The organism is Pseudomonas sp. PS01299 (assembly GCF_029960145.1).
In the GTDB taxonomy this organism is placed as follows: Bacteria; Pseudomonadota; Gammaproteobacteria; order Pseudomonadales; family Pseudomonadaceae; genus Aquipseudomonas; species Aquipseudomonas putida_A.
Genome location: NZ_JASCPO010000122.1, coordinates 1 through 17,587, shown reverse-complemented (window position 1 = coordinate 17,587; position 17,587 = coordinate 1). Strand labels below are relative to the sequence as shown.

Here is a 17,587-nt window from a genome sequence, read left to right as displayed (position 1 = left end):
AAGTGAAACGATGCATCGCCGATGGTAGTGTGGGGTTTCCCCATGTGAGAGTAGGTCATCGTCAAGATTAAATTCCGAAACCCCAATTGCGAAAGCAGTTGGGGTTTTGTTTTGCCCGCAGGAAAGTATTTTTACTTAGGCAGCGAACAATTTTGCACAGTTATTTTCGAATCAGAACACTAGAATAACCCCCATCTTCTTCGGAGCCAGAGCCTTTATGTCAGATCCGGTTGACGCCCAAGGGCTGTCAGATTTACCGCTGGAAGACTTGGTGGCCTGTCATGAGTGCGACCTGCTGATGCGCAAGCCCAAGCTTGCCCATGGCGAGAAAGCACTCTGCCCGCGCTGCGGTTACGAGTTGTACGCCCATCGCCATAATGTGGTGCAGCGCAGCCTTGCCTTGGTGATCGCAGCATTATTGCTGTACATCCCGGCAAACTTTTTACCCATCATGCAACTCAATATCCTCGGACAATCTTCGCAGGATACGGTCTGGAGCGGCGTGCTCGGCTTGTTCAATACGGACATGCAGGGCGTTTCGATCGTTGTATTCCTGTGCAGTATGGCTATTCCGTTGCTGAAGTTGCTGTGCCAGTTATTCGTTTTGCTGACGATTCGATTCAACGTCGGACGCAGTTACGGCTTATTGCTCTACCGCATTTATCACCACCTCAAAGACTGGGGAATGCTCGAGGTCTACCTCATGGGCGTCCTCGTGGCGATCGTCAAACTGGCGGACATGGCGGCCATCACCGTCGGCCTCGGTCTGGCGTGTTTCATCGGTTTGTTGTTGGTTCAGGTCTGGCTGGAAGTGGTGATGTCACCGCATCAGATCTGGCAGGCGTTATCAGGAGAGGATGCCCATGCGGGCGATTGATGCGGGCATTCTGATCTGTACCGAATGCCATGAATTGAACAAACAGGATGCGGACACCGACGAGCAGACCTGCACCCGCTGCGGTGCGCTGGTTCACGCTCGTCGTCCGAACAGTCTGGCCCGAACCTGGGCCCTGCTGATCACAGCTGCGATTATCTACATCCCGGCCAATGTGTTGCCGATCATGACGGTCAGTTCGCTGGGGCAGGGCGATCCCAGCACCATCATGTCCGGCGTGATCCAGTTGGTGCAGCACGGCATGATCCCGATTGCCGCCGTGGTGTTCATCGCCAGTATTCTGGTGCCGACCTTCAAACTGGTGGGCATCGCACTGCTGCTGTTTTCGGTGCAGCGACGTCAGCCGTTGTCCGCGCGGCAGCGGATCTGGATGTACCGCTTCATCGAGTTCATCGGTCGTTGGTCGATGCTCGACATCTTTGTGATCGCCATTCTGGTGGCGGTCGTCAACTTCGGCCGGCTTGCCAGTGTCGAAGCCAACCTTGGCGCCATCGCCTTCGCCAGTGTGGTGATTCTGACGATGCTTGCCGCAGTAACTTTCGATCCCCGACTGATTTGGGATAACACGGAGTCGGACGACGACCATGACTGATTTGCCTGTAGCGAAAACCCGACCGGCCTCCAACTGGTCTGCCATTTGGGTACTGCCTCTGATTGCCCTGATCATCGGTGGCTGGCTCGGCTGGCGTGCCTATAACGAAACCGGTATCGAGATTCAGGTGCGTTTCGAAAGCGGTGAAGGCATCCAGGCCAACAAGACCGAAGTGGTCTACAAGGGCATGCCGGTGGGTAAGGTGAAGACGCTCAAACTTGATGACGAGGGTAATTCCAAAGGGGTGATTGCCACCGTCGAGATGAACAAGGACGTCGAGCAATACCTCAAGACCAGCACCCGCTTCTGGCTGGTGAAACCGAGCGTGACCCTGGCCGGCATCACCGGTCTGGAAACCCTGGTTTCAGGTAACTACGTGGCCATCAGTCCCGGTGAAGGCGAGCCGACCCGCAAGTTCAAGGCGCTGGCCGAAGAGCCGCCGCTATCGGACTCCAAGCCCGGCCTGCACCTGACGATCAAGGCCGATCGCCTTGGTTCGCTGAACCGCGGCAGTCCGGTGTTCTACAAGCAGATCAAAGTCGGTCAGATCAAAAGCTACGTGCTGTCTGAAGACCAGAGCACCGTTGAGCTCAAAGTGTTCATCGAGCCGACCTACGCCAAACTGGTGCGCAAACATACACGTTTCTGGAATGCCAGCGGCATCAGCATCGACGCCAACCTGTCCGGGGTGAAGGTACGCAGTGAATCCCTGGCGAGCATCGTCGCCGGCGGTATTGCCTTCGCCACTCCGGAGAATCGCAAGGACAGTCCGCCCACCGATCCAAGCCTGCCGTTCCGTCTCTATGAGGACTTCGACGCCGCCGCTGCCGGTATTCGGGTCAAGGTCAAACTCAGTGATTTCGAAGGCTTGCAGGCCGGCCGTACGCCGGTGATGTACAAAGGCATTCAGGTCGGCAACATGAAAGCGTTGAAAATCGATCCGGATCTGAACAGCGCCACGGCCGAGCTGACGCTGGATCCTCTGGCCGAAGACTATCTGGTCGAAGGCACGCAGTTCTGGGTGGTCAAACCGTCGATTTCCCTGGCCGGTATCACCGGACTCGAAGCGTTGGTCAAAGGTAACTACATTGCCGTGCGTCCGGGCGACAAAGGTGCCGCGCCGAAACGCGAATTCGAGGCGCGGCCAAAAGCGCCGCCGCTGGATCTGCGTTCGCCGGGTCTGCATCTGGTGCTGTTCACCGATGTTCTCGGTTCGATCGAAGTCGGCAGTCCGATTCTGTACAAACAGGTCAAGGTCGGTTCGGTACAGAGCTATCAGTTCTCCAAGACCAAAAAGCAAATCGTCATTGGCGTGCATATCGAGAAGGAATACGAAAGCCTGGTCAACGCGTCGACACGCTTCTGGAATGTCAGCGGCATCACCCTCACCGGTGGTCTTACGGGTGGTATTCAAGTGAAGAGCGAGTCGTTGCAGACGTTGATGGCCGGCGGTATCGCTTTCGAAACACCGCAAGCCAAGGCGCCGCTGCAAAAGCGTATTCCACGCTTCCGTCTGTTCGCCAACCATGACGAGGCCAACCAGAAAGGCACGCTGGTGACGATCAAGGTCGACCGCGCCGACGGTTTGCGCCCGGGCACACCGATTCGTTTCAAAGGGCTGGATGTCGGCAAGATTGAAGACGTCGATCTGACCGACGATCTGCAAGCCGTGATGATTACCGCGCGGATCACCGAAGTGCCGGAGCGCATTGCGCGGGTCGGCAGTCAGTTCTGGGTGGTCAAGCCGGAGTTGGGGTTGATCAAGACCCAGAACCTGGAAACCCTGGTCACCGGGCAATATGTGGAAGTGCAGCCGGCAGCGAAAAATCTCGGCCCGCAGAAGAACTTCGTTGCGCTGGCCAGTCCGCCGGAAGTGAGCAAGCAGGAGGCTGGCTTGAGTCTGGTGTTGAGCGCCGCGCGCCGTGGCTCGCTGAAACCGGGCGTACCCGTGACCTACCGCGAAATCACCGTGGGCAAGGTCACCGGTTACGAACTGGGCCAGACGGCTGACCGGGTGTTGGTGCATATTTTGATCGAGCCGAAATACGCGCCGTTGGTGCGCAGTGGCAGCCGATTCTGGAACACCAGCGGTGTCGGTTTCGACATCGGTCTGTTCAATGGTTTGACGGTACGCACGGAGTCGCTGGAGACGGCGATTCAGGGTGGTATCGCCTTCGCTACGCCGGACGGTGAGCGCATGGGCACCCCGGCACGGGCTGAGCAGACGTTCCCGTTGTTCGACAAGTTCGAAGATGAGTGGCTGACCTGGGCGCCGAAGATTTCGCTCGGTAAATAACCCGCCATTGATGTGGCGTCTGGAAGGACGCCTTCGCGGGCAAGCCCGCTCCCACAGGGTTTGTGTCGTATACAGAATGTGTATTCAACGCAAAAACCCGTGGGAGCTGGCTTGCCAGCGATGAGGTCCTCCTGATCAGCACAAACCCAAAGCCATAAAAAAGGGCCGCGATCCCAACAGATCGCGGCCCTTTTTGGTTTTCAGCTAAAGTCGATCAAACCTCATCCAGCTCCGGCTCATCGGCTTGCACACTGACGGTGGCCTTCACCACATCATGCCGGCGGATGTACTTCCAGTCCGCCTCGTCGATGTAGATCCCCGCCGGGCCGCTGCCGCCCTCCAGGTCGATGGCGACACTGGCGCAGACCTGCGGCTTCACACTCGCCAGAATCGGCACGAAGCCCAATTGCAGGCTGGTTTCCAGCAGCGCTGCCTGGTTCTTCTCGTCGATGTCCGCCGCCTCGTCGAGGTAGTACGGCAGGCGCACGCGACCGGCCAGATCACGGTCCATCAAGTGCAGCAACAAGTACATGTTGGTCAGCGCCTTGATGGTCATGGTGGTGCCGTTGGACGCCGCGCCGTCGATGTCGGTGTGAATCACCGGCTGACCGTTGACCTTGGTGATCTCGAACGCCAGTTCGAACAAGTCCTTGAGACCGAGCTGGTTGTGGTTCGCCGCCACCAGCCGCGCCAGGTACTCCTTGGCCTCTTCGTTCTTGTTGTCCTGTTCCGCGCTTTGGCTCAGATCGAACACCGACAGGGTTTCGCCTTCTTCGTACTGACCGGCGCTGTGGATGATCTGGTCGATGTGCTTGAGCGCTTCCTTGTTCGGCGCGAGCACGATGCGGAAGCTCTGCAGGTTGGACACCTGACGCTTGTTGATCTCGCGGTTGAACAGCGCCAGTTGATGCTCGAGGCTGTCGTAGTCGCTGCGGATGTTGCGCAGGGTCCGGGCGATGTCGGTGACCGCCGCACGCCGGGCCTTGCCCAACGTCAGGGCTTCGTCGGTACGGTGCGCGTAAGCGTTGATCAGCAGCGAAAGACGGCGCTCCATGTCGTCTTCGCTGTCGAACTTGGCCACGCCTTTGAGGCGCACCTGCGCGTACAGCGCTTCGATCTGACCGTCGGCGCGCAGCAAGCCTTGCCAGCTGTCCTGATAGTCGTTCAGCAGCGGTAGCAGGTTGTCCATCGAATCATCGACCGGATCCATGAACGGCGTACCGAACGGCAGATCCGCCGGCAGCAGCTGACGGCGGCGCAGGGCGTCGTCGAGGGTGCGCTGCTTGGCTTCCATGTCGGCGATCTGCCGACCGACCAGTTGCAGCTTGGCCGACAGCTGCTGGACGCGCTCGGTGAACGCATCGCTGGAGCGCTTGAGTTCGTCCTGCGCCGCTTCCATCTGCGCCAACTGCTCAAGCTTGTCGCCTTCTTCGGCGCTCAGGGTCTGGGTGCGACGGAAATCTTCCAGGGCTTTCTGCGCATCCAGCACTTGTTGGTACAGCGCTTCGGTCTGGGTCTTGCTCGCGGCGCGGTCGGCGGCCACGGCTTGCTGGGTCTTGAGTTGCTTGAGCTCTTTTTCCAGACGTTCTTTCTGGTCACGCAGCGCGGCGCGGTCGGCCAGCGCTTGCAGAGCCGGCGGCTCGATGTGCGAGATGTCGATCGACAGGCCCGGCACTTCGAAGCGCTCGCCCTTGAAGCCATCGAGGATCAGCTCGACCGATTTGACCCACTCGCCATCCTCGTCGAGGGTGATGCCATGTTCGCCCAGCGGCAGGCTGAACAGCGCGCTGTTGAACAGACGCATCAGGCGCTCGACGTCCTGCTGCGAGAACTCTTCGCGCAGGCGGGCGTAGCTGTTGTTGTCGGCGTGATCGAGTTGCTGCTTCACCGACTTCAGGCGTTTTTCCAGATCGCGCAGACGTTCTTCCAGATCCTCGGCGCTGAACTGCCGGGACTGTGCCAGCGCACCAGCCAGTTCGTCGTGCGCGTCCTTGGCCGCGAGCAGTTGTTGCTCCAGCACTTTGACGTCATCGACCAGCGCGAAGCGGTTCTTCAGCACCGACAACTCACCGAGCCAGCGCTGGATGCCGGAGATTTCCCGCTCCAGACGCATCAGTTCCTGCGTGCCGCCGCGCTGATCGTTTTGCAGATCATCCTGCTCGCGACGGTAGTGTTCGGCCTGAATGGTCAGCTCTTCCTTGCGCGCCGTGGCGTAGTCCGACCACGTGCCGAGCAGCGAGTCGAGCAGCGGCGACAGGCGATGCAGTTTGCCGCGCAGCACGTCGCGCTGTTTCACGCCGTTGGCCAGAGCTTCGACCAATGGGCCGGCAGCGACCAGCGAGTTGTAGTCCTGCTCCATCCGGCGCACGTCGCGGAAGGCTTCTTCGCACGCGGCGATGTAGTCGACGCTGCCGGAACGCAGGCTGTGCTCGAAGGCATCGAGGAACAGTTGCTTCAACTTGGCCGCGGTGATTTCGCGCATGTGCAGCAGGTTGATGAACAGCGCGCGGAAGGTCTTCAGGCTCTGCTCGCTGGTGGAGCGCAGCGGAATCAGGGTCAGGTCCAGCGGGATCGACGTGTGACCGCCCACCAGCAAACGACGCAGTTCGTCCGGCTTGAGTTCGTAGGCTTTCAGGCCTTCTTTCTCAAGGTTGCTGAACAGTTCTTTTTGACGCAGGCAAGTGTCGTTCTTCTGGTAATGCGCCAGATCGAGCTTGCCGGCGTAGGCGAAGAACTGGTGACCGAAACCACCGCCCGGGCCACGACCGACCACGCCGATCACGTGTGGGCCGTGCGGTAGATTGACTTCGACGAGGATGTAACTGGTGTCGGAAGCAAAGTAGAAGCGCCGCGATTGTTCCAGGCTGTACTTGCCGAAACTCATGTCCGACATGCGCGCCAGAATCGGGAACTGCAAGGCGTTGATCGACGCCGATTTCCCGAGGTTGTTCGCGCCGTAGACCGACAACGGTTCTTCCAGCGGGAACAGGCCGAGGCTGTAACCGGCGGTGTTCAAAAGGGCAAAGCGGCGGATGCCGTAGCGTTCCTGGCTCATGCGTCGGACTCCTGTTCTTCGGCAATGGCCCGGGCCAGTGCGTCTTCTTCGCTCTCTTCCTCAAATTCGCTGAGATCAAGCGGATCGTCGGTCTCGAGGAATTTGGCTTCGGCCTCTTCGTCGATCAGCACCGGTGCCGGCAGCGGCAGCACGCTGTGTACGCTGGCCGCCAGATCGCGGTCCTGCTGCACCGACAGGCACACATCGAGGAAACGGTGCATCGGCGGCAGGAAACGGTACACGCCGTTTTCTTCGCCGGCGAAACCGAGCTGGGTCATGCGACGCATGATTTTTTCTTCCAGTTCTTCGACGGTCTGCACTTCGGCCTGGATGAACAGGTCGCGGTATTTGTCCAGCAACGACGGCAATTCTTCGCGGCCGAGGCTGCCGCCGTCGAGCACGGCGATCGGATCGCGGCCCTGATCGGCCAGGTGCTCGACGAGAATGAAGGTGAACAGCGCCAGGCGCTGAGCGGTCTTGTTCACCGCCGCAGCGGCCATGTCCGGCACGAAGTAGTAGAAACCACGGGTGTCGCAGACCAGCTCGAACCCCAGCGCCTTGAACAGCGTGCGGTATTGATCCTGGAAGTTCGACAGTTGCGCGTACAACTCCGGGTCGCGGCGGCTGACGTGATAGCCCTTGAACAGCTCGCGGAAGATCGGCGCCAGTTGGGACAGTTCGGATAGATCAAGATGCATTGGGGATGCTCGCAGAATCCTCGGCGGCGGAGTCGCGGGCCGAGAGCAGGGCGAAGGAGCGCAGGCTGACCTGGTGCTCGTGAGTGTGGTATTCGCGGCGTTCCAGACGCTCGCGGGTGAAGCGTTTTTCCCGCGACAGACGCGAGAACCAGTAGAGCAATTCGTCGGTGGCGCCGTCCGGTTCCTGCTCCAGCAACCAGGTCATCAGATCCGGCATCGGCAGGGACTCTTCGCAACGCTCGACCATCTCGCGCACGGTGCGCGGTGCACGCGGCGCATCGCCGGACTTCTGGGTCTTGTGCGCCTTGGGGAAACGCGCCGGTTTCGGCTCGAAACGCGCCAGGGCGTAGACGTAGGCCTCGACCTGACTGGCGCTGCCGAGGAAGGTGCTTTGCGGCCGGGTGAACAGCGGCATCGCCGCTTGCGGCACGGCGTCGATGCCTTTGCGGCGAATCGCCGCCAGCGCCAGCGCTGCACCACGGGTCACGGCGTTGTGCCGGCGCGCCTCTTCACGCAGCGGCAGCAGCAGTTCGCGGGCGTGGCGCAGGGTCAACTGGGCGCTGGTCTGCATTTCGAGGATGCGCGCGTGGGTGCGCAGCAGCATGTCGTCATCGACCAGATGGCCGAGGCGCTGCTGTTCGCTGAGCATCTTCAGCAGCACGGTTTCGACCTTGCGCACGCCTTGTTCGAAGGCGCCGTCGGCGTTCACCAGGTCGATCATCGGCTCGACGTATTCGTCCCACGTCGCCAACACTTCGGCGTATCGCTGACGCAGCGGAATCTGCCGGTCGCTGGTCTTGGCCCGTTCGGCCACGGCGACCAGTGCCTGCTCGTCGTTGTCGAGTTTCTTCAGCACGTCGCGCACGCGCATGTCGAGCAAACGCAACTGACGGGCGAGGTCGTTGCCGTCGCGCACATCGAACGCGTCCTGAATGTAGCCGGCCAGACGTTCGAGGTGACGCAAGTAGGCTTCGATTTCCAGGCACAGGCCCAGACGGTGCTCACGGCGCAGGTAGGCAAGGAAGTCGTGGATCTGCGCGTTGAGCTCGAAACGGTTCGGGCTTTTCGCCACGGGCACCAGAATGTCCAGGCGAATCCACACGTCGAGCAGGCTGGTGATGTCCTGCGGCGTGCTGTCCAGTTGTTGGGCAGCCAATTGCGTGCGCAGTTCGTTGAGGCTCAGGGTGCCTTGGTCGAAGTGCTCGCACAGTGGCTCCAGAAGTGCCCAGTGTTCAGCGAGGGCGCGCAAGACGCGCTTGGGTTCGATCATCGGAATGGCCGGCTGGTTGGCGATTAAAAGCCGCGATTGTACTGCATCACGAGGGATGCGATTCACTCTCGGGACGGGCTGTCGCATTTTCTCAGGGAGCGAGCCCAGGTAAAGGCTATCGATCAACAGCAAGCGATCTTGAACGAAGGGCTGTAGAATCAGCCCACTTCAGTTATCCACAAGTGGCCGACCCTTTGCTTATCGAGTCCCGCCGCCGCGCCTATTTGAACGCCATGCAGGTGGTCAACTGGCTGCCGCGCACCGAATTGCCTTTCGCCGCCCCGTCGCGGCCCGAGCTGCTGGACATGCCCGAGCCTGAGCCAGAGGTCGTGGTGATGCCGGTTGTGCAGGCCGAAGCTCCGGTGCAGCCTGCCGCCCGTCCGGTCGAACGGCCGAAGATCGAAGTGCCACGCCCGTCGCTCGCCAGTACCCGCAATGGCGCCAAACCGGTGGAAGAGGTCGAGGAGGCGCCAGTTGTCGCCAGACCCGCGCCCGTGCCGCCACCGCGTTTTGCCCTGCAGTTGCTGCGCGCCGGGGCTTGCCTGCTGCTGGTCGAGTTACCCACAGGCGAAGCGTTCCAGAGCCGCGATCCGGCCTATCTGCTGCTTAAAGACATGTTGCGCGCCGCCGGTCTGCCGGATGCGCCACAAATCGTCGGCGAGCCGGTGCGCTGGCCGTGGCTGAACCGCGGCACCATGGATCAGGGCCCGGAAGCGGCGCGCGACTTTGTTCAGGGTTTCCTCTCGGTACAGATGGAAGCGGCACCCTGCGCCTGCCTGTGGCTGATCGGCCTGCCGGCGGTGCGCTTTGCCGGTGAAGCGGACGCCGAAGCGTTCAATAGTGAATTGCAGATCGAAGGCCTGGGCCTGGCATGGGCCATCCCCGGTCTGGAATTGTTAATGGAAGAGCCACAGCGCAAGGCCGCTGTGTGGCAAGCCATGCGTCGGCTGATGGCGCGCTGGAAACCATCGAATGAGTGAAGCTGTATCGTTCCGCCCGATGACCGAGGCGGACCTGGACGCGGTATTGAAGATCGAATACGCGGCGTACAGCCATCCCTGGACGCGCGGGATTTTTCTCGACGGGCTGGGCAAATACCAGATCTGGCTGATGTTCGAAGGCCAGCAGCAGGTCGGCCACGGGGTGGTGCAGATCATTCTCGACGAGGCGCATCTGCTGAACATCACGGTCAAACCGGAGAATCAGGGACGGGGGCTGGGGCTGACGCTGCTCGAGCATCTGATGTCGCGGGCATATGCGGCCTCTGCCCGGGAATGCTTCCTGGAAGTGCGCGACAGCAATACTGCAGCGTTCAGGTTGTACGAGCGGTATGGTTTCAATGAGATTGGCCGGCGTCGCGATTATTATCCGGCGGTGGGCGGGCGCGAAGACGCCGTAGTGATGGCCTGCACCCTGGTCGACTGATCTTGTTTAAAAGCTTCGCGAGCAAGCCCGCTCCCACATTGGTTTTGAGCCGAGTCTCAATTCTCTGTGGGAGCGGGCTTGCTCGCGAAGGCGTCCTTACAGGCAATACAGATCAGCGATTGCCATCCAGCGGATCACGCCGCGCCAGCTCCGCCTCATCCAGACCATTGCCGCCGCCGATGTCATCCTCATCGACAATGCTCAGATCCCAATCGGCCTGATTGCCCTCGCCTGCCTCTTCGGCATCGCGTGCGCCATCCTCGTGAATCAGTGTTTCCGGACTCAAGTCGTCGTCGGTCGGTTCATGATCAGCCGTCGATGCACCAGTAAGCCCGGCCTCGCGCACCCGTTCGTCGGGCATCAGTTGATCGCGTTCACGTTCCGGAATCTCGTCACCGATTTTCGCGCTGGGTTCGTCTTCATCGAAATCCAGCTCATGCACCGAGCCCATGCGGTCTTCGTTGTCATCGATGGGTTCGGGTTGCACCGCATCGAACGGACGTCGTGAATCAGTCATGGCAAATCCTCATACTGTGGGCCTTACTGAGTGGACTCACCGGGCACCCGAGAATTCCAAAGAAAAACACCTGCGGTTCTTGCGTGACCCCGACGGGCGGTCGTCTGTCATACCAGCGCATCTTTCTTGAGGCCTTAACCATGCACGACTTACAAGACCTGATTGATAACAACGAGCGTTGGGCTGACGCGATCACCAAGGAAGACCCGGATTTCTTCGCCAAGCTGGCGCGCCAGCAGACCCCGGAATATCTCTGGATCGGCTGCTCCGACGCGCGGGTGCCGGCCAACGAGATCGTCGGCATGCTGCCGGGCGATCTGTTCGTACACCGCAACGTCGCCAACGTGGTGCTGCACACTGACCTCAATTGCCTGTCGGTGATCCAGTACGCGGTTGATGTGCTCAAGGTCAAACACATCCTCGTGACCGGCCACTATGGCTGCGGCGGTGTGCGCGCCTCGATGCAGGATCGCCAGTTCGGTCTGATCGATGGCTGGCTGCGCTCGATCCGCGACCTGTATTACGAAAAACGTGAAGAACTGGCCAAGCTGCCGACCGAGGAAGAGCAGGTCGATCGGCTGTGCGAACTCAACGTCGTCCAGCAAGTGGCCAACGTTGCGCACACCAGCATCATCCAGAACGCCTGGCATCGCGGCCAGAGCCTGTCGATTCACGGCTGCATCTACGGCATCAAGGACGGTCGCTGGAAAAGCCTGAACACCACCATCAGCGGTTTCGAGCAACTGCCGCCGCAATACCGTCTGCGTCCGGTCGGGGCGTTGTAATCCCGATCAGTGTGGATGCCGCCAGTGCTGCAGAAAGTGCTGGCCCTCGATACTGGGTGGCTCATCGTAGCCGGTGATCCACCCACGACAGCGCGGCGAGCCACAGGTGCAGGCGAACTGCTGCAACAAGCGATCTTCGGTGGCGGCGACGTCGATGGTCAGGCGTTCACCCGGCTGAATGTCGCGAAGTGCCCACAGCCACAGCTCACTCATGTCCAGAAACACATTCGGATCGCAGGCGTGTTCGAGCAACCCGCAAAAGCGCGGATCGTAGAGATGGATGCCGGCCAGTAACTGACGCGTCTGTCGGCAGCGATAGGGCAACAGTTGTCCGGATACCCGACACATCCGGGTGATGCGCAAGAACGCCCGGCGCGCCACCACTGCCGCGTGACCGTGGTGGTCCTGCATGATTTCGAAATCCTCGGTGGATGGGAAACCCAGACGCACCGGCAATCCGGCAAACGGGTAGATGCCGGGTGCGTCGCGTGGGATGTTGTGTTGATGGGCCTGATTATTCATAACGGTCCCTGTCGGCAAATGCTGCGACTTCCCTGGTCTGACGTCCTGTCAGCGCTGCAACATGTTTGGATCCAATATTCCGGTGTATCCCTCAAACTGTCTACTGTCAGATCTGACAGGCGTGATTGGCTGCTCCCCGCGTCAGCATTGACTGACACGGGAAGCTTTTTCAGCGGATCAGAGGTGTGGTGCAGGAACGGCGGTGGCCGGCAATTCGCCCTGAAGCTGTTGCAACTGGGCCTTGATTGGCGTGGTCGAGCACTTGGCGGCGGCCTGTGCCGGGGTCAGGTTGCGGATCGAGGTGTAGAACAGTTCGCAGGTCTTGCCCTTTTGCGTCACTTGCCAGGTCTGCGTGCAGCTGTTGAGCAGGGCTTTCGCATCGGTGCCCGGTTTACTGCCCATCCCGGCTTGCCAGCAAGCGGCGCTCAAGTCCTGACCCATGACCTTCAAACCGGCGGCATCGGCCTTGGCCTCATCGCCGTCATAGCTGGCCGGGTCGGCGGCGTACCAGATGTAGCTCGGATGGTTCGATCCCAGCACCGGCACGTTCACCCCCGCGCTCGGGCTGATGGTCGCCAGACCCAATACGGCCACGGTCGGGCCGTATTGCTGCTTGATCCAGTTACGCACCGGCGCACCGAACGCGACCATCGGCAGGGTGGTGCCGGTGCTGGTCTGGCTGAACTGCTTGACCAGCGTGGTCTGGTAATCCTTGAAGTAGTCGTAGACGCCCTCCAGATCACTACCGGCGTTGGACGGCGCCGCGATTGGCGCGATGTCGATGATGGTCTGATAGGCCGGCGTCTGCTCGGCCGGGATGCCGTTGGCGGTCAGCAGCGTGGCCCAGCGGTCGGTGGTGTTCGAACGCAGATAATCCTGGGCCTGAGTCAGCGAGTAATCCGGCGGGAAGTGCAGCAGTTCGACGCTCTTGCGGTTTTCCAGAGCCATGCCCAGCGGCAGGAACAGGTACCAGCTGTACGCCCATTTGCCATCGGCATTGAGCTTGCTGGCGCCGTTATAGGCCAGATCACCGGCATCGAGCAGCGCCGACAGCGGCTTGTCGTAACCTTCGGGAACGCCGCTGATCTCGGCGAAAATCTGCCCGTTATCGTTCTTCACCAAGACTTTGGCATTGCTGTAACCATCGCGCTGCACGCTCTGGCTCAGGTAATGGGCGACGGTCTGCTCCAGGGACCAGTTGCGATAACAGATCACGCTGCAATTGTTGGGGTAGGCGAAGAGGCGGGTGACGCGCTCGGTGCTGCCCAGCTTCAGGTCGACATCGGCGTGGGCAGCCGCACTCAGGGTGAGCGCGGCGAGTGTAAGAACTGCGGGGGTAAATCCTGCGAGTTTGAACATGCTCAGATCCTTTTCAGCGTGGGTTCCCCGGGTTCGGGGCGCTTCATATTGGATCAGCCGTGTTGCACAGAGAAGCGGTCATTCACGGATTTTTGCGTCAGCCCGCAGGACGGGGTTTTCAGGCGTGAAAATGCAGGGCGTTGGTCAGATCGCCCATCGGTTTCTGGCCACGGGCGATCATTGCCTCATCGCGCTGCTTGAGGCCGTCGAGGGTTTCCAGTTGGAACACTCGGGTGATCAGGCGCAGGATCGACGCCGTGTCGTAAACCGTGTGATCCACCGTGCCTTTGCGGGCGAATGGCGACACTACCAGCGCCGGCACCCGCGACCCCGGACCCCAGCGATCGCCCTTGGGTGGCGCCACATGATCCCACCAGCCGCCGTTTTCATCGACCGTCACGACCACCACCATGTTTTTCCACTGCGGACTTTCGCGCAGCACCTTCAGGGCGCGGACGATGTGCCGGTCACCGGAGGCGACGTCGGCATAACCGGCGTGCATGTTCAGGTTGCCCTGCGGTTTGTAGAAAGTTACCGCCGGCAGCTTGCCGGCCTCGGCATCGGCGAAGAACTTGTTGCTGCTCGACTCATCGCCCAGACCCGCGTCGCGCAGACGTTTGTTGCGCTCTTGCGGGTTCTCCGGGCCTTGCCGCTTGAAGTAGTTGAACGGCTGGTGGTGGTACTGGAAGTTGGGGATCTTCGGAATCCCGCCGGAATCCTTGTACTGCTCCAGCGTTGCCTGCCAGGCGCCGGCGTACCAGGCCCAGTCGACGTTCTTCTTCGACAGCTTGTCGCCGATATGCTCGTGGGTCTGCGGCACCATCACATTGGGCAGATCCGGCTTGGAGTACGCCGGACGCTCCGGATCGCGAATCCACGTCGGCCAGTACGGCGGGGCGAGGGTGTTGACGCCGAAGCCGTCCGGGGTCAGCGCACTCGGGCCGAACTGCGGCGGGCCGGTCATGGCGCTGGCGGGTGACTGTTCCAGTGGCTTGAGGCGCGGGTCAGTCGGATCATCGCTTTGCAGGGCGGCGATCTGGGATTTGGCCACCGAATTGGCCGCGTCCGGATAGAACGGCGCGGTGGCGCTGATCAGGTATTGGTGGTTGAGGAACGAGCCGCCGAAGGCACCCTGGAAGAAGTTGTCGCACAGCACGAATTCCTGCGCCACATCCCACAAGCGTAGCGAGTAGCGGCTCTGGGCGTAGTGCCCCATGGTCAAACCACCGGAGTCGGCCCAGGCGACGAAGCCGTCGTTCTTGCCGCCATTGATCTGCATCTGGTTCTGATAGAACACGTGCCACAAATCGCGGGTCACCAGACCGAACGGCAAGTCTTCGGCATTCGGGCCCTTGAGGGCGAAAGGCGCGTTGGGCAGGTTTTCCTGAAACTGCGTGGCGCTGGGGTAGGTCACGCCATCAAGCGTTTGCGGGCCGATCTGCAACACGCCGCCCCAGACTGGCGGTAACGTCTGCAGCAGACTGCCGTCGCGGTCACGTTGCTGGTAATCGGCAGGCTTGAGCGCCGACAGCGGCTTTTCGACACCGGGGAAATCACCGAACAGGTTGTTGAAGCTACGGTTCTCGGCATAGATCACCACCACGGTTTTCACCTGATCGCGCAGGGCCTTGTCCAGCTCGGTCGGGGTCAGCGGGCGCTCGACTGGTTTACCCGGTTGATCGCTGGCGTTGCCGCAGCCGGCCAGGGTCGCGCCCACGCCGAGGACGGCGACACCGCCGAGAAAGCGGCGGCGACTGGTGTCGGTGGGGTTGTCGGATTCAGGTGCGTCAGTGCCGTCTGTCTCGTCTTTCATCTGTCAGCCCGTTCTGCTTAATTGTTTCAGTTTGTTTCGGGCGGACGCTAACAAGGGAATGTGACGGTTAGGTGACAAATGGTGCGGTGTCTACTGCTCTTCGGCACTGCTAGACTGCTGCGATATCGAAACTGGCCTGAGTGAACCATGAAACCCTCCATTGCTCTTGATCTGCAACGAGCTGCCGTTCGCGAGGTTGTCGGCAGATTCCGTGTGGCCAATCCGCGAGTTTTTGGCTCGACCTTGCTGGGTACCGATATGGAAGGTAGTGACCTTGATCTACTGGTGGATCCCTTGCCCGGTGCCACCTTGTTTGATCTCGGCGGGCTTCAGGTCGAGCTTGAAGATTTGCTTGGAGTTACAGTCGATCTGCTGACGCCGGGAGACCTTCCGCTGAAATTTCGTCAGCAGGTTCTTGAACAGGCCCGTCCCGTATGATCGAGAACCGGCTCGGCGATTATCTTGAGCATATGCGTCAAGCTGCGAGCGATGCGCTGGTCTTCGTCGAAGGTCTGAGCAAGGAAGAGTTCGTCGACGACAAACGGACGCAACAAGCGGTCATCATGAGCTTGGTTATCATTGGCGAGGCGGCGACCAAAATAATGGATCGGTTTCCGGAATTCGCAGCTCAGAACACTCAAACTCCCTGGCGCAGCATGCGCGGGATGCGTAACCGGATCGCTCATGGCTACTTCGACATCAATCTGGATGTCGTCTGGGAAACGGTTCAAGTTGCTTTGCCTGAACTGTTGAGATTCCTGCCCTCTGAGCAACATTGATTGCACCTGCCATGAGGCAGGTGCAATTTCGTCAATCTACGGCATCACCGGCGGCGTATACGCCAATGTCGTGCCCAGCACCCACAGCAAGAACAGCACCAGCGGCGTGTGCACCAGCAATTGCACGAACGAGAAGCCGATCAGGTCTCGCGCCTTCAGACCGAGCACGCCCAGCAGCGGCAGCATGTAGAACGGGTTGATCAGGTTCGGCAGCGCTTCGGCGGCGTTGTAGATCTGTACCGCCCAGCCGAGGTGGTACTGCAGATCGTTGGCGACTTGCATCACGTAGGGCGCTTCGATGATCCACTTGCCGCCGCCGGACGGGATGAAGAAGCCGAGAATCGCCGAGTACACGCCCATCAGCAACGCGTAGGTGTCGTGGGAGGCGATGCTGACGAAGAAGGTCGAGATGTGATGCGCCAGCGTCTGCGCATCGGCGCCTTTGACCGTGGTCAGCAGCGCGGCGATCGAGCCGTACAACGGGAACTGGATCAGCACGCCAGTGGTGGTCGGCACCGCCCGGGCCACTGCATCGAGGAAGCTGCGTGGGCGCCAGTGCAGCAGGGCGCCGAGCATGATGAACAGGAAGTTATAGGTGTTGAGCCCGGAAATCGCGGTGATCGCCGGTTTGCTCGAGAACTCGTGGAACAGCCAACCGGCGGCCAGCAGCACCAGCAAGATGATCAGCAGCGGACTGTGTTCCAGCCATTCGCCGGGTCGGGTGCGTGGTTGCAGCGGTGGCAGGTTGAACGCCGGGTCGATGCCGCAATCCTTGGCATCGCGTGCAGAGTTTGGGCCGGGTGCGGTGGCGTAGGCGACGATGATCGAAATCACGATCAGCGCCAGCAGCATGGCGCCGGACTGCCAGAGGAAGATGGTTTGGGTGAACGGAATCACCCCGGTGATCGACAGGATCGCCGGCGGCAGGCTGGCCGGGTTGGCCTGCAACTGCGCCGCCGACGATGACAGGCCCAGCGCCCAGACCGCGCCGAGGCCCAGATACGCCGCCGCACCGGCCGCGCGGTAATCCATTTTCAGATCGGTGCGGCGGGCGAGGGCGCGCACCAGCAAACCGCCGAATACCAGCGACAGGCCCCAGTTCAGCAGCGAGGCGACCATCGAGATCAGCGCGACCCAGGCCACGGCAGAGCGGCCGTTTTTCGGGATGCGCGCCAGTTTGTCGATCAGCTTGACCGCTGGCGGCGAACTGGCGACGACGTAGCCGCCAATCACCACGAAAGCCATTTGCATGGTGAACGGGATCAGGCTCCAGAACCCGTCACCGAACGCCATCGCGGCATCGGTGGGTTTGGCGCCCATGGCCAAAGTGGCCAGCGCGACAATGATCACCGCCAGTGCGGCGAATACCCAGGAGTCGGGGAACCAGCGTTCGGCAAAGCTTGAACAGCGCAAGGCAAAGCGCGCAGAGCGGCTATCTTCGATATCAACGGCCACAGGGAGTACCTCGGATTTTTATGGTTATTGTGGGTCTGCAGCACGCTGAGTGCTTTGGGTGGGAGCGGGCTTGCTCGCGAATGCGGTGTGTCAGTCGACGCTGATTTGGCTGACACAGCGCATTCG

General features: G+C 60.7%; 16 protein-coding genes. 8 read left to right on the top strand and 8 right to left on the bottom strand.

All coding sequences use genetic code 11. The features are described 5' to 3' along the window. The first annotated feature begins 217 nt into the window (after positions 1–217). From QMX91_RS19740 to QMX91_RS19730, 3 genes are read left to right on the top strand one after another with little or no spacing between them, the layout of a single operon-like run. Positions 218–877: a paraquat-inducible protein A gene (locus QMX91_RS19740; RefSeq protein ID WP_027612261.1), complete on the top strand. Its 660-nt coding sequence runs from the start codon at positions 218–220 to the stop codon at positions 875–877. After that, positions 864–1,487: a paraquat-inducible protein A gene (locus tag QMX91_RS19735; RefSeq protein WP_007961513.1), complete on the top strand. Its 624-nt coding sequence runs from the start codon at positions 864–866 to the stop codon at positions 1,485–1,487. The genes QMX91_RS19740 and QMX91_RS19735 overlap by 14 nt, the downstream gene beginning before the upstream one ends. Continuing rightward, positions 1,480–3,783 (top strand): MlaD family protein, encoded by a 2,304-nt coding sequence (locus tag QMX91_RS19730; RefSeq protein ID WP_098965612.1) that lies wholly within the window; start codon positions 1,480–1,482, stop codon positions 3,781–3,783. The genes QMX91_RS19735 and QMX91_RS19730 overlap by 8 nt, the downstream gene beginning before the upstream one ends. A gap of 214 nt (positions 3,784–3,997) precedes the next feature. Here QMX91_RS19730 and mksF read toward each other — a convergent pair whose 3' ends face one another. From mksF to mksB, 3 genes are read right to left on the bottom strand one after another with little or no spacing between them, the layout of a single operon-like run. Continuing rightward, a complete protein-coding gene (gene mksF, locus QMX91_RS19725; protein WP_134787332.1) occupies positions 3,998–6,838 on the bottom strand; it encodes an Mks condensin complex protein MksF in 2,841 nt (946 codons plus the stop codon). Then, positions 6,835–7,536: an Mks condensin complex protein MksE gene (mksE, locus tag QMX91_RS19720; protein ID WP_016773189.1), complete on the bottom strand. Its 702-nt coding sequence runs from the start codon at positions 7,534–7,536 to the stop codon at positions 6,835–6,837. Before mksE ends, mksF begins: the two co-directional genes overlap by 4 nt. Beyond that, a complete protein-coding gene (mksB, locus tag QMX91_RS19715; protein WP_167734176.1) occupies positions 7,526–8,806 on the bottom strand; it encodes an Mks condensin complex protein MksB in 1,281 nt (426 codons plus the stop codon). Before mksB ends, mksE begins: the two co-directional genes overlap by 11 nt. Before the next feature lie 233 nt (positions 8,807–9,039). On the opposite strand from mksB, the gene QMX91_RS19710 reads away from it, so the two are divergent. Together QMX91_RS19710 and rimI are read left to right on the top strand one after the other, a co-directional pair. Further along, positions 9,040–9,786: a hypothetical protein gene (locus QMX91_RS19710; RefSeq protein ID WP_027612256.1), complete on the top strand. Its 747-nt coding sequence runs from the start codon at positions 9,040–9,042 to the stop codon at positions 9,784–9,786. Continuing rightward, on the top strand, positions 9,779–10,231 hold the full coding sequence (gene rimI / locus QMX91_RS19705) for a ribosomal protein S18-alanine N-acetyltransferase (protein ID WP_064589192.1): 453 nt from the start codon (positions 9,779–9,781) through the stop codon (positions 10,229–10,231). The genes QMX91_RS19710 and rimI overlap by 8 nt, the downstream gene beginning before the upstream one ends. Positions 10,232–10,343: 112 nt before the next feature. Here the strand turns inward: rimI and QMX91_RS19700 are convergent, their stop codons facing one another. Continuing rightward, complete coding sequence (locus QMX91_RS19700) at positions 10,344–10,748, bottom strand: serine kinase/phosphatase (RefSeq protein WP_282413225.1); 405 nt, start codon at positions 10,746–10,748, stop codon at positions 10,344–10,346. 140 nt (positions 10,749–10,888) lie between these two features. Here QMX91_RS19700 and can point away from each other — a divergent pair, with 140 nt between their 5' ends. Further along, complete coding sequence (gene can, locus QMX91_RS19695; RefSeq protein WP_003228196.1) at positions 10,889–11,533, top strand: carbonate dehydratase; 645 nt, start codon at positions 10,889–10,891, stop codon at positions 11,531–11,533. Positions 11,534–11,539: 6 nt separating this feature from the next. On the opposite strand, the gene QMX91_RS19690 is transcribed toward can, so the two are convergent. The 3 genes from QMX91_RS19690 to acpA form a co-directional block, all read right to left on the bottom strand. After that, the gene (locus tag QMX91_RS19690) at positions 11,540–12,055 is read right to left on the bottom strand and encodes an SET domain-containing protein-lysine N-methyltransferase (protein WP_282413224.1); all 516 of its coding nucleotides are present in this window, start codon (positions 12,053–12,055) and stop codon (positions 11,540–11,542) included. A 177-nt stretch (positions 12,056–12,232) separates the two neighbouring features. Further along, positions 12,233–13,414 carry a hypothetical protein gene (locus QMX91_RS19685; protein ID WP_282413223.1) on the bottom strand — a complete coding sequence of 394 codons (1,182 nt, stop codon included), beginning with the start codon at positions 13,412–13,414 and terminating at the stop codon, positions 12,233–12,235. A 118-nt stretch (positions 13,415–13,532) separates the two neighbouring features. Next, a complete protein-coding gene (gene acpA, locus QMX91_RS19680; RefSeq protein ID WP_282413222.1) occupies positions 13,533–15,227 on the bottom strand; it encodes an acid phosphatase in 1,695 nt (564 codons plus the stop codon). Positions 15,228–15,374: 147 nt separating this feature from the next. On the opposite strand from acpA, the gene QMX91_RS19675 reads away from it, so the two are divergent. After that, the gene (locus QMX91_RS19675; protein WP_103486151.1) at positions 15,375–15,665 is read left to right on the top strand and encodes a nucleotidyltransferase family protein; all 291 of its coding nucleotides are present in this window, start codon (positions 15,375–15,377) and stop codon (positions 15,663–15,665) included. Then, positions 15,662–16,006, top strand: coding sequence for a DUF86 domain-containing protein (locus tag QMX91_RS19670; protein WP_282413221.1), 345 nt, complete (start codon positions 15,662–15,664; stop codon positions 16,004–16,006). The genes QMX91_RS19675 and QMX91_RS19670 overlap by 4 nt, the downstream gene beginning before the upstream one ends. A gap of 36 nt (positions 16,007–16,042) precedes the next feature. Here the strand turns inward: QMX91_RS19670 and QMX91_RS19665 are convergent, their stop codons facing one another. Then, on the bottom strand, positions 16,043–17,461 hold the full coding sequence (locus QMX91_RS19665; RefSeq protein ID WP_047599146.1) for a TIGR00366 family protein: 1,419 nt from the start codon (positions 17,459–17,461) through the stop codon (positions 16,043–16,045). Positions 17,462–17,587: the final 126 nt, after the last annotated feature.